At 62.5% G+C, this 12,532-nt stretch carries 11 protein-coding genes; 6 read left to right on the top strand and 5 right to left on the bottom strand.

Features of this window, described 5'->3' with window-relative positions; genetic code table 11:
- Positions 1–20 precede the first annotated feature (20 nt).
- Positions 21–935 (bottom strand): NAD(+) diphosphatase, encoded by a 915-nt coding sequence (gene nudC / locus VR74_RS12300; RefSeq protein ID WP_299950357.1) that lies wholly within the window; start codon positions 933–935, stop codon positions 21–23.
- A gap of 147 nt (positions 936–1,082) precedes the next feature.
- Between nudC and typA the strand changes: the two genes are divergently transcribed.
- Positions 1,083–2,915 carry a translational GTPase TypA gene (gene typA / locus VR74_RS12305; RefSeq protein ID WP_045697190.1) on the top strand — a complete coding sequence of 611 codons (1,833 nt, stop codon included), beginning with the start codon at positions 1,083–1,085 and terminating at the stop codon, positions 2,913–2,915.
- 28 nt (positions 2,916–2,943) lie between these two features.
- Here typA and VR74_RS12310 read toward each other — a convergent pair whose 3' ends face one another.
- Positions 2,944–3,768 (bottom strand): DUF2306 domain-containing protein, encoded by an 825-nt coding sequence (locus tag VR74_RS12310; protein WP_299950359.1) that lies wholly within the window; start codon positions 3,766–3,768, stop codon positions 2,944–2,946.
- Positions 3,769–3,884: 116 nt separating this feature from the next.
- Here VR74_RS12310 and VR74_RS12315 point away from each other — a divergent pair, with 116 nt between their 5' ends.
- Positions 3,885–4,901, top strand: a complete 1,017-nt coding sequence (locus tag VR74_RS12315; RefSeq protein WP_045697192.1) for an AraC family transcriptional regulator — start codon at positions 3,885–3,887, stop codon at positions 4,899–4,901.
- An 84-nt stretch (positions 4,902–4,985) separates the two neighbouring features.
- Complete coding sequence (locus VR74_RS12320) at positions 4,986–5,387, top strand: cupin domain-containing protein (RefSeq protein WP_045697194.1); 402 nt, start codon at positions 4,986–4,988, stop codon at positions 5,385–5,387.
- Between the two features lie 54 nt (positions 5,388–5,441).
- Here the strand turns inward: VR74_RS12320 and VR74_RS12325 are convergent, their stop codons facing one another.
- Entirely contained in the window at positions 5,442–6,035 is a 594-nt protein-coding gene (locus tag VR74_RS12325) for a TetR/AcrR family transcriptional regulator (RefSeq protein WP_299950360.1), read from the bottom strand.
- Positions 6,036–6,145: 110 nt separating this feature from the next.
- Between VR74_RS12325 and VR74_RS12330 the strand changes: the two genes are divergently transcribed.
- Positions 6,146–7,030 (top strand): alpha/beta hydrolase, encoded by an 885-nt coding sequence (locus VR74_RS12330; protein WP_045697196.1) that lies wholly within the window; start codon positions 6,146–6,148, stop codon positions 7,028–7,030.
- 164 nt (positions 7,031–7,194) lie between these two features.
- Here the strand turns inward: VR74_RS12330 and VR74_RS12335 are convergent, their stop codons facing one another.
- Both VR74_RS12335 and VR74_RS12340 read right to left on the bottom strand, forming a co-directional pair.
- A complete protein-coding gene (locus VR74_RS12335) occupies positions 7,195–7,590 on the bottom strand; it encodes a globin (RefSeq protein WP_045697198.1) in 396 nt (131 codons plus the stop codon).
- Positions 7,591–7,596: 6 nt separating this feature from the next.
- Positions 7,597–9,789 (bottom strand): S9 family peptidase, encoded by a 2,193-nt coding sequence (locus VR74_RS12340; protein ID WP_299950362.1) that lies wholly within the window; start codon positions 9,787–9,789, stop codon positions 7,597–7,599.
- Positions 9,790–9,803: 14 nt separating this feature from the next.
- On the opposite strand from VR74_RS12340, the gene VR74_RS12345 reads away from it, so the two are divergent.
- Positions 9,804–10,793 carry a GAF domain-containing protein gene (locus VR74_RS12345; RefSeq protein WP_045697200.1) on the top strand — a complete coding sequence of 330 codons (990 nt, stop codon included), beginning with the start codon at positions 9,804–9,806 and terminating at the stop codon, positions 10,791–10,793.
- A 141-nt stretch (positions 10,794–10,934) separates the two neighbouring features.
- Positions 10,935–12,458, top strand: a complete 1,524-nt coding sequence (gene adh / locus VR74_RS12350; protein WP_045697202.1) for an aldehyde dehydrogenase — start codon at positions 10,935–10,937, stop codon at positions 12,456–12,458.
- Positions 12,459–12,532 lie beyond the last annotated feature (74 nt).

A 12,532-nucleotide genomic window follows, 5' to 3' on the forward strand; every position in this document is an offset into this window, starting at 1 on the left:
AAAAAACGATCCGTATACGACTAGTCGTCGCGAAGGGCCCAAGTTCTCAATATATGATGCGCAATTGCCATCTTTGGCGGGCAGAAAAGTTCAGCATGTTGTCCGGAAATTATTTCGCGTGCTTCGGCGCGCGTGATCCATCTTGCCTCATCGATCTCGTTTTTATCGAGCGTAATCTCGAAATTTTCGGCCTCCAGAATCAGGCCGACCATGAGCGAAGAAGGGAAGGGCCAGGGTTGGCATGCGATATATTCCGCGCTCGCCGGATCACACTTGATGCCCGCCTCCTCGAACAGTTCGCGTGCCGCCGCCTGTTCGATGGTTTCGCCGGGTTCGCAAAACCCTGCCAGGCACGACATGAAACCGGCCGGCCACATGGCCTGTCGTCCGATCAGGCATTTGCCATCCTTCACGGCCAGCATGATCGCGACCGGGTCCGTGCGCGGGAAATGTTCGGTGCCGCATTCCGGGCACTGGGTTTTCCACCCGGCATCCACCACGCCGACCCGTCCGCCGCACTTGGCGCAATGGCCATGGCTTGCATGCCACAGGAACACGCTGCGCGCGGTCGAAACAAGATTGGCCTCCATGTCGGCCATGGCGCCGGCGGCCATGCGGAATTCACTGAACGTGCCGGCCCCCGCAATCAGCGACTCTTCGACGTCGAACGCGTCAGGAAGGTTCAGAGCAAACACCGGCGCGCCCTGCTTGTCTTCACCCATGAACACAGTCGGGGAGGCCGGCGACAGTTTGCGCGCTTCCGGCCCCATCCAGAACAGGCCGCGCTTTTCGACGAAGGGGTCACCCTTGCGCATCAGGAAGAACAAGGCATCGTCCTGCTGCATGGCAGTCTGAAGCCAGGCTTCGTCTGTCCGGCGATGCGCGGCGCGGTCGAGAGGCTTTGCCGCGAGCGGCATATCGTTTGAATTTGTCATGGATCGGGACACTACCGGGTTTGTGATGGATGGGAATTGCTTAGCCGCCACAAGCGATCCTGCCCATCCCCCATAGTCAAAACCCGCATATTCGGCTAGGGCGCGCACCAGACACCCGATTCCTCCTCCCGAAAGCCTATCATACCTATGTCCCAGTCCATCGAGAAAATGCGCAATATCGCGATCATCGCCCACGTCGACCACGGCAAGACCACGCTCGTGGACGAACTGCTCAAACAGTCCGGCACCTATCGCGAGAACGAGAAAACCGTCGAGCGCGCAATGGATTCCAACGATATCGAGCGCGAGCGCGGCATCACAATCCTCGCCAAGACAACCTCGGTTGAATGGAATGGCTACCGGATCAACATCGTCGACACGCCCGGACACGCCGACTTTGGCGGTGAGGTCGAACGTATCCTCCAGATGGTCGACGGCGCCATCGTTCTTGTCGATGCTTCCGAAGGCCCCATGCCGCAGACCAAGTTCGTGGTTTCCAAGGCCCTGAAAGTCGGCCTGCGCCCGATCGTGGCGGTCAACAAGATCGACAAGCCCGAACGCCGCCCGGACGAAGTCATCAACGAAGTCTTCGACCTGTTCGCCAATCTCGATGCCAGCGAGGAGCAACTCGACTTCCCGATCCTGTACGGCTCGGCCAAGCAGGGCTGGATGAACACTGAATACGAGAATCCGACCACCAACATGGATGCGCTGTTCCAGATGGTTGTCGACCACGTGCCGACACCGAAAGTTGAAGAAGGCCCGTTCCGCCTACTCGCCACCACGATTTCGTCCGACCCGTTCCTCGGCCGCATCCTGACCGGCCGCATCACGTCCGGCACGGTCAAGCCGAACCAGCAGGTCAAGGTTCTCGCCCGTGACGGTTCGCTCGTCGAACAGGGGCGTATTTCGAAAGTCCTCGCCTTCCGCGGTCTCGAGCGCATCCCGGTCGAAGAAGGCGTCGCAGGCGACATCGTCTCGCTCGCCGGCATGACCAAGGCCAACGTCGCCGACACGTTCTGCGACCCGTCCGTCACGACCCCGATCGAAGCCCAGCCGATCGACCCGCCGACCATCTCGATGACCTTCCGCGTCAATGACAGCCCCTATGCCGGTACCGAGGGCACGAAAGTGACCTCCCGCATCATCTGGGACCGCCTCGTCAAGGAAGCCGAAGGCAACGTCGCGCTGAAAGTCGACCGCGCCACCGACGCCGAAGCCTTCACCGTGTCAGGCCGGGGTGAACTCCAGCTCGCCGTGCTGATCGAGACGATGCGCCGCGAAGGATTCGAACTCGGCGTGTCGCGCCCGCAGGTCGTCATGCAGGAAGGCCCGAACGGCGAGAAACTCGAGCCAATCGAGGAAGTCGTAATCGACGTGGATGACGATCATTCCGGCATCGTCGTGCAGAAATTGTCAGAGCGCAAAGCCGACATGCTCGACATGCGCCCGTCCGGTGTTGGCCGCACGCGCATGGTGTTCCACGCGCCGACGCGCGGCCTGATCGGCTATCAGGGCGAACTCCTGTCCGACACGCGCGGCACCGCCATCATGAACCGCGTGTTCCATGAATACGCCCCGCACAAGGGCCGCATCCAGGGCCGTCACACGGGCGTTTTGATCGCCATGGAGCAGGGCGAGGCCGTGGCCTTCGCCCTCTGGAACCTTGAAGACCGTGGTCCGATGATCATCAATCCGGGCGACAAGGTCTATGCCGGCATGATCATTGGCCAGCATACGCGCGACAATGATCTGGAAGTGAACGTCCTGAAGGGCAAGAAGCTCACCAATATGCGCGCGTCCGGTACCGACGAGGCCGTGCGCCTCACGCCGCCGATCCAGATGACGCTGGAAAAGTCGCTGGCCTATATTGCCGACGACGAACTGGTCGAAGTCACGCCCAGCAATATCCGGCTGCGCAAGATCTATCTCGACCCGCACGAGCGCAAACGCCACGCCAAGTCGAACCCGGATTACTAGGGTCCCGGCGCGGTCGTAAGCGCAGCGTCTAGGCGGCCAGTGTTGGCAGCCAGAACATATGGGCAGCGAAATAGCTGCTCACCAGAACTGCTCCAGCCGCCGCGATCGCCATCGCGGCGGCTACTAGTTTGATGGCGCCTGACCGGCGTCTCTGGGCGAGCAGGTAGAATTCCAGTCCGGCCAGCGCAAAAATCCATGTGCTGGCGACCGCAATGTCTGCAGGGCCTGACAGATTGTGCGATCCTGGCATCTCTCCTGCCGTGATGAAGAAATAGAATCCGTAGCCGAGACGGAAAAACCACACGCCGCTAACCGCGATAAACATGCGCAATGCCCAGCGCCGGTGGTCGTCGAAGCGACGTTTTAGGGCGGCCCTCAGGGCGAGACATCCGAACGCGATGATTAACACACCATCCGCCGTGTTCACGAACAGCAGGGCAGGCGATCCGAAATGAGGGCGAAGGTAGGTGAGCATGAGGGCGCCTGAACTTGTGAGCAGTGCGACGGTCAGATAAAAGCGCCCATTCCAGCGGTGGAAGGTTCGGAACCGGTTGCGCACCTGCGGGATGAATTGCATCGGCCCGCTCGCGGTAATCCAGAAGGCCAGCAGCACATGCGACAGGAACAGGGCGTTGCCCAGCAAGTCGCCATTGATGAAGCCGTGGATAACTCGGCTGTCCATTCGCGCGAAGTCGCCCTGGAACGTGGAGACGTAATAGAAGGCCGCGATATACAGTACGAAGGCCAATTGGCCGATCGCGGCCGTCACGAACCACACGGCGCCCGCAAAGGACAATGCCTTGCGTGGATCAATCAGGGGACGCGAACGCGTAGTGGCGGCGCTATCGGTCATTTCGTTTTCACTCCGGCTGTTATAGGTCTTGCGACAACTTACCGGACGGGCGACCCTGCCCCCATGACACTTGGCGACATTATCATGACGCACAGTAACAATCAGGCGGCTCTCCAATGACGGCCAGGGCCACGGTGTCTGCTGGCTATGCCTCGGGCCTTCTTGATCTTGCCGTCTCGCACGGTGCGCCGCGCGAGACCCTGCTGGCGCGTGCCGGCATCACCGGTGCAGACCTCACCGATCCGGATGCACGCATTGCGCTGACCGCCTTCAAGACCCTGATGCGCGCCGGAAAGGAATTGTCCGGCGAACCCACGCTGGGGCTCCTGTTCGGATCGACCATACGGTTCGACGACCTGTCGATCGTGGGGCTGATCAGTCACGCGGCGTCCGACATGCCGGACGCGTTCCGCCAGATGAACCGCTACGGACGCCTTGTCATCGATACGACGGCACCCTCGGATGGCGACCGGTTCGTGATCTCGCGGGAAGGCCGCCGCGCATTCATCATCGACACGCGCAGGAATCCGAACGAATTTCCGGAACTCACCGAGTCGACGCTTGCCCGCTTCATCTGCGGCACCCAGTACTATTTTCCTAACACGCCGCTCTATTGCTCTGCAGAAGTCACCCATGCCGCTCCGGGCCATGCCAAACACTATGAGCGCATTCTCGGCGTGCCAGTCACCTTTGGCGCCAGTCGGAATGCCATGGAGATCACGGAGGCCTTCTTCACGCGGCGCCTGTCAAAGACGCCGCGTTACGTCTTCGGTTCGCTTAGCGTGCGGGCCGATGAATTGATGAAATCGCTCGATGCGGCGCAGGGCGTCGCCGCGCGCGTCGAGGCGATCATCCTGCCTGTCCTTCACACCGGTGACGTGACGATGGACAGCGTCGCCGCGCGCATTGGCATCAGCCGCCAGACCCTCTACCGCCAGCTCAAGGTCGAAGGCACCAGTTTCGACGCACTGCTCGATTCCCTGCGTCAAAGAATGGCGCTGCATTACCTCTCCGGCGAGAAAGTCTCCGTCAACGAGACTGCCTATCTCGTCGGCTTCTCGGATCCCTCGTCATTCTCCCGCGCCTTCCATCGCTGGACGGGCACGCGTCCGGGGCAGGTCGCAAAGGCCTGACGTCCTGGTGACGTCTTGCATGGCTTTCTGGAAAAGTTGATTGTGCGGTCGGCAATGCTAGGCTGTCCCCATCAGGAGGCCCGCATGACAACGTCCAAACAGCTCAGCCAGTACCCGATCCATCTCGGCCATGGCGCCACGGCGCACATCCTGCCGGCAATGACGGGCGGAATGGAATGGTATGAGCGCTATGGCGAGCTGCATCCGCATGACGGCATCGAGGGCCGTCTCGTGTCGATGCACACGTTCACCGAAGACTGGGCGGGCTGGGAAGTCCACCCGCAAGGTGCCGAGATCGTGCTCTGCACGGCTGGCAGCATGACCCTGTACCAGGAATACCCGGACGGGCGCACGCAATCCGTCACCCTGTCGCCCGGCGAGTATGCCATCAACCCGCCCGGCGTCTGGCACATCGCCGACGTGCCGGAGAGCGCGACCGCCGTCTTCATCACGGCCGGGGAGGGCACGGAGCACCGCCCCCGCTAGGCGCTGGCCCCTGTGATTGCGGCTTTACAGCGTTGCGGCCGCCTGCGCACGGCATCAGCCCCTGTCGAACAGGCCCTCGATCATCTGATCCAGCATGATTTCCACGGCAGGCCGCTGCGTTTCATCCTCGATAATGCTGAAGGCGCCTTCATGCAGCGCGCTGAGAAACATGCGGGAAAAGGCGCTGCCGGGCAGGCGGGCGAGGCTGCCTTCTGCCTGTGCCTCTTTCAGCGTGGCCTCGATAAGGGCGATCCCGTGTTCCCCTTCGATCCGCCGCCAGACTGCCCAGCCGAGCACGGCCGGTCCATCGATCAGCACGATCTGACGTGACACAGAGTCATTCAGTGCGTCGAGCAGCGCCCGCGCGCCTTGCCGCATGCGCTCGCGTGCGTTCGGCGCGGCGCCCACTTCTGCGGCGACGCGCGCCACGAGCCGCATTTCCTCTTCCTCGAACACGGCTTCGAACAGCGCTGCTTTTGACGGGAAGTGATGCAGAAGGCCACTTTTCGACATGCCTGCTGCCGCGGAAATGTCGTTCACCGCCGTTGAAATGAAGCCGTTTCTTCCGAACAGCTCCCGTCCCGCCTTCAGCAGGCTGGCGCGGGCGCTGTCGCTCCGGGCTTTTTGCGTGGTTTTTTCAGGCGCCATGAAACCTCTTGTGTAACAGACCAATGGTCTGTAAGTTACAGACTATTGGTCGGTAAGATCAACATTCCCGCTGCAGAAGTGTTCCGGGCGGGGCAATGGGAGAATCGCAAATGCATGTTGCCACATTTCTGGACCACCGCAGATATGTCGAAACGCCCTCAGGCCGGATTGCCTATGTGGAGATGGGGGAGGGGCCGGTCGTCCTGTTCGTTCACGGCGTTTTCCTCAACGGGCTGCTCTGGCGCCCTGTCATGGAGCGGCTGGCAGGGGAGTATCGCTGCATTGCGCTGGATATCCTCTGCCACGGCGCAACCGAAACCTCTGCGGATCAGGATGTCTCCTTCGCCGCCAATGCCCGCATGCTGGAAGAATTCTGCGCCGCACTGGGCATCGGGTCCTGTCACCTCGTCGCCAATGACAGCGGCGGCGGCATCGCGCAGATTTTCGCGGCCAATCACCCGGAGCGCATCGACAGCCTGGTTCTGACCAATTGCGATGTGCATGACATGTGGCCGCCGGAGCCCATCAAGCCGATGAAACAGATGATTGCGCAGCAGGGCTTTGCCCCGGTCGCAGGCGAACTCGGCAAGGATCCCGCCACCGCCCGGGAGGCATTCGCCGTCGGCTTCGAGGATCCCGGCATTCTGGGTGAGGAAGAACTGGCCGCCTATCTCGGCCCCCTTTCGGCCTCTCCGGAAAGGGCAGAGCTCATGACCCGCTTCTTCGCCTCCATGAACCCTGCCGATACGATGTCCGTGGAAAGCAGGCTGCGCCAGCTCCGCGCGCCCACCCTGATCGTCTGGGGAACCGCGGATGTATTCTTCGGGATCGAATGCGCAAGGTGGCTGGAAGACACCATTCCCGGCGCGCGTCCCGTTGTTCAAGTGCCCGGGGCCAAGCTGTTCTTTCCGCGCGAGCGGCCGGATGAACTTGTTCCCCTCCTGCACCGTCACTGGAAAGACGCTGGCACCCGGCCGTCCGCAGCCTCAGCCTGAGCTTCCCCGCCATTCCCCCCCGGCGGGCCAGCGCTCCCGTTTCGCCACGTGGCGGCGGGAGCGCCTTTTTCCAAAGGGCGTTGTGCGTCTCCTGTCTTTCAGCAATCGAAGCACACGCGCAGCAGCAGTGAACGCAAGACCTGTGTCGGGCGTGATCGACTGCTTCACGGATAGCTAGCCTGACTTGCCTGCGCCAGAAGGCGCGTCCAGGCCGCATCGGTCTGCGCCGTCCAGTCATCTGCGAGTGACGCTTTCACGCTGTCGCGGATCGCCAGGAAAAAGATGTCGAACAGATTGTCCGGCACGCCATAGCTTTTATGGTTCACGCGTTCCGCACCGAGTACGACCTCGGCCATGCGGCCGCCTTCGGCCACATCGATCAGGCAATCGAACGCCTGTTGCAGCATCGACCCGCGCACCCCGCCATCGGTATCCATCAGGAACAGGGCCTCCAGCTCCGGATGCGCCGCGAACAGGCGCGCATAGATCCCCGGCGCCGGGTCACCCTCGCGCGTGGCGAAAGTGTCCAGGCTGTCGAGGATCACGTTGCACTCGTTCATGGCGGACTACTCCCCGGCGTCGTCTTTTTCCTCGTTCTTCTTCGCCGGATCATATTTGGCGAACCAGCCCATGATATTGTCCGTCTTGGCAATCAGGCGGCTCGGGCGCGAGGCGATATAGTGCGGCGAGCCCGGTATGCGGATATAGGCCGTATCGACACCATTCATCTTCAGCGCGGTGTAGAACTGCTCGGCTTCCCAGGGCGGCGTGCGCCAGTCTTCCTCACCCACCATCACCAGTGTGGGTGTCACGACCTTGTCCATGTAGCGGATCGGAGAATGCTTGAGAAAGGCTTCCGGGTCCGACCAGGGCTCGGCACGTATCCAGTGGCGCCGCACCACCTGCGCAATATCGCCGGCCAGCGCCATGGTCATCCAGTTGATCACCGGCTTCACCGAAGCGGCGGCCGCGAACCTGTCGGTCTGGGTCACGATCCAGGCGGTCAGGATGCCGCCGCCTGATCCGCCGGTGACGAACAGGCGCTCGGAGTCGACATATTTGCGCGCCACCATCTCGTCGACCACGCTCATCAGGTCGTCATAATCATTGCCCGGATAGGCAAGGTCGATCTCCAGCGCGAAGTCTTCGCCATAGCCGGTCGATCCGCGCGGGTTGGACCAGACAGTGACATAGCCTTCCGCCGCATAGCGCTGAATCTCGCTCCCGAAGTAAGGCCCGTACATGGCATAGGGGCCACCATGGATTTCCAGGATCATCGGGAAGCTGCCATCGGCCTTGAAGTCCGGCGGGAACGCGACCCAGGCCTCGATCTCCTTGCCGTCATGGCTGGAGGCAACCTTCACCTCTTCCACACGCGCCATGTCGAGATAGGGCAGGACATCGGCGTTGAGCTGGGTCAGCACTTTGGCATTCTTGCCGTCCATGCCGACAGTGCCGATCTCGGCCGGCCGGTCGGTGAAGCCCGCCATGTAGGAGATGACCGGTTTGCGCCCGCCGCTGACACTGAAGCTGCCCTCTGCATAGGGACGGCCGATCGAGCCGCCGCCAATGCCGGTCATCACTTGCGTGACCTTGCCGTTCAGGTCGATGCGGAACAGGCTCAGCACGCCATGGTCTTCTGACAGGACGAGCAGGCTCTTGCCGTCCGGCGCCCAATGCGTCTGGCCGATATCACCCGGAAAGTCGGCAGCCAGTGCGCGCCCATTCGTGCCATCGGCATTCATCAGGTAGAGACCGGCCTGCTGGTAGGACAGCGTCTTGTCGTCAAAGCCGCGATAGGCAATCGTCTTGCCGTCCGGCGAAACCACCGGGGACGTGTCCGGGCCGTCGCGCGTTGTCAGCGGCCTGATCGACAGGTCCGCCAGTTCCACCGCATAGATCTCGCTCTCGATAGGGTCCATGTCGCGGTCTTCGGCAGCGTTGCCCGACACCAGCAGCGTGTCATTGTCGAGCCATTCCGGACCCTGCATGTCGGCGACGCCGAACGTCACCTGCCGCGGCGTGCCGCCATCCACCGGCAGCACGAAAACCTGCGTCGCGCCGTCCTCAAGATAACCCTCGCCATCGAAACGGAAGGTCAGCGTGTCGATCACCTTGACGCCCTCGTTCCATTCCGCACCTTCCGGCGGCGTCGGCGCCTTGGCGAAGCTGGGTGCCTCGCCCTTCACGAACATGCTGAAGGCAACATTCTTGCCGTCAGGCGACCAGGTCGCCTCTGACGGAGCTTCGAGAAACTGTGCCAGCGGAAAACTGCGGCCGCTATCCAAGTAGAGGACCCGAATCTCCGGCTTGCCGTCCGTCTGCGTGGCAAAGACCATCCGGTTGCCATCGGGCGACCAGCGCGGCGAAGAGGCGCCCGACCCGCCGGTTACCAATGGCCGGTTGCTGCCGTCGGCAAGATTCAGGATCCAGATCCGGCCTGTGTCCTTGTCGGTCATGCGGTCCATGGAATGGCGCACATAGGCGACCGTCTTGCCATCCGGCGAGACCTGCGGGTCTGTCGCATATTCCATGTCGAACACCCGGTCCGCCGTGAACCGTTTCGACGGGGCCTCATCCTCTTTCGCCGAAGCCGCGCCTGCTGCGAGCAGAGCGCAGGCGCCTGCCATCAAGATATGCCGGAATGTCATCGCTTCCCCCTTCTGGTTTTTCGCGTGCGGCAGGCCTACCAGCAGGGCTAGCCACGGACAACTGAAATACGGGCATGCCTTGCCCGCTTTGAGGCCGTCAGGGTGCATGCTAGGCTGCCTTCATGGATAGCAAGCCTGACCTGCCCGCATCCGTGCCCGCCGGGGCGCATGCGGATCATGTGCGTGAGATTGCCCTGTCGCGCAGCGCAGCCGCCCGCTCGGCCATTGCCGCCTCCTGGGCCCGATCGCTCACCACCCACGGCCTCATGCCGGATGCCCCGCATAAGCATGTACGTATCGACGAGGCCGCCCTCGCCGAACGCCGGGAAATTCTCGGTCGCATGCTGGCCATTTCCAATCCCGTCATGGACCGCCTGCATGCCAGCCTCGGGCTTGCCGGGTGCAGCATCCTCCTGTGCGACACAGGCGGCATCGTGCTCGACCAGCGCACGCCGGGCGCAGATGAGGGCACGTTCCGCTCCGCCGGTCTCTGGCAGGGTGCCGACTGGTCGGAGGCGACGCAGGGCACCAATGGCATCGGCACCTGTATCGCCGAGGAGCGTGTCGTCACGATCTATCGCGACCAGCATTTCCACGACAGCAACACCGTCATGACCTGCATGGGCGCGCCGCTCTTCGACGAGCATGGCGAGCTTGCGGCCGTGCTCGATGTCTCCTCCTGCCGGTCAGACCTCACCCAGCCCTTCGCCACGCTGATCGCCCAGACCGTGGCCGATGCCGCGCGCCAGATCGAGGCCGATCATTTCCAGAGCGCCTTTGCCGGCCGGCGCATCGTTCGGGGGCAGGGCGACGGCCAGCGCGGGGCTGTCCTTTTTGCGGTCGATGCGGATGATCTCGTCATTGGTGCCACGCGCGCGGCCCGCCAGGCCTACAATCTGGGGAATGGCGCGTTCGCAACGCCGCGTCCCGCAGGCGACGTGTTCGGCGATTCCGAGCAGCGCGGCATCGGCCTCGACGGTGCCGAACGGCGCGAGCTGAAGCGCGCCATTGCCCGGGCCGAAGGCAACATGGCTGCCGCCGCGCGCGCTCTCGGCATCAGCCGGGCCACCCTCTATCGCCGCATGGACCGCCTCGGCATCAGCACGGACTGACGTTTCTCCGGAAACCTGTCTCAGTTCTGAGACACTTGCCGCGTTTGTGAGGTTTCCCCCTCCTGACACGTCCCCCGTTCGGGACAATGCTCTCCTCCAGTCTTCGCATCACGACGAAGAAACCAATGGAGGATACATCACATGGCCGACACCCAGTTTCTCGATTCATCGACACTGACCTCCCCGTTCAAGGAGCGGTACGACAATTTCATCGGCGGCAAGTTCGTCGCCCCGAAGGCCGGGCGCTATTTCGACAATCCGTCGCCCATCACGGGCAAGAACATCTGCGCCATTGCGCGGTCGGATGCCGCCGACATCGAACTCGCCCTCGACGCTGCCCATGCCGCGAAAGATGCCTGGGGCAAGACCTCGGTTGCAGAGCGTGCACTGATCCTCAACCGGATCGCTGACCGCATGGAAGAAAATCTCGAAATGCTCGCCACCTGCGAGACATGGGACAATGGCAAGCCGATCCGCGAGACCATGGCCGCCGACCTGCCGCTCGCGATCGACCATTTCCGCTATTTCGCCGGCTGCATCCGCGCCCAGGAAGGCGGCATCAGCGAGATCGACCATGACACGGTCGCCTACCACTTCCACGAACCGCTCGGCGTCGTGGGCCAGATCATTCCCTGGAACTTCCCTCTGCTGATGGCCGTGTGGAAGCTCGCTCCCGCCCTCGCGGCCGGCAATTGCGTCGTCCTGAAACCGGCCGAGCAGACTCCCGCCTCAATCATGGTGTTTGCCGAACTGGTCGGCGATCTCCTGCCGCCTGGCGTGCTCAACATCGTCAACGGATTTGGCCTCGAAGCAGGCAAGCCGCTCGCCACCAGCAAGCGTATCGCCAAGATCGCCTTCACCGGAGAGACCACGACCGGGCGCCTCATCATGCAATATGCTGCGGAAAACATCATTCCGGTCACGCTGGAACTCGGCGGCAAGTCGCCGAACATCTTCTTCGCCGATGTCATGCGCGAGGATGACGACTATCTCGACAAGGCCATTGAAGGCTTCGTCATGTTCGCCCTGAACCAGGGCGAAGTCTGCACCTGTCCCTCCCGCGCGCTCATCCACGAGTCGATCTATGACCGCTTCATGGAACGTGCCCTGAAACGGGTCGCGGCCATCAAGCTCGGCAACCCGCTCGACCCGTCCACGATGGTCGGCGCGCAGGCCTCATCAGAGCAGAAAGAGAAGATTCTTTCCTATTTCGACATCGGCCGGCAGGAAGGCGCCGAAGTCCTTATCGGCGGCGCGGCTGCCGAGCATGGCGGCGACCTCGCCGGCGGCTATTACATCCAGCCCACGGTCCTGAAGGGCCACAACAAGATGCGCGTCTTCCAGGAAGAAATCTTCGGGCCCGTCGTCTCCGTCACCACCTTCAAGGACGATGCGGATGCCCTCGCCATTGCCAATGACACGCTCTACGGCCTCGGCGCCGGTGTTTGGAGCCGCGATGCGAACACCTGCTACCGCTTCGGCCGCGCCATCCAGGCCGGCCGCGTCTGGACCAATTGTTACCATGCCTATCCGGCCCATGCGGCCTTCGGCGGGTACAAGCAGTCCGGCATCGGCCGCGAGAACCACTCGAAAATGCTGGATCATTACCAGCAGACCAAGAACATGCTCGTCAGCTATGCCCCGCAAAAGCTCGGCTTCTTCTGATCGCCCGAAGGCCCCCCCTTCAGGCTGATAAGCGGTTCCGGCGCGCGCCCCACCCTGCTGCGCGCCGGAACTTG

It is taken from the genome of Hyphomonas sp. BRH_c22, assembly GCF_000961795.1.
Lineage (GTDB): Bacteria > Pseudomonadota > Alphaproteobacteria > Caulobacterales > Hyphomonadaceae > Hyphomonas.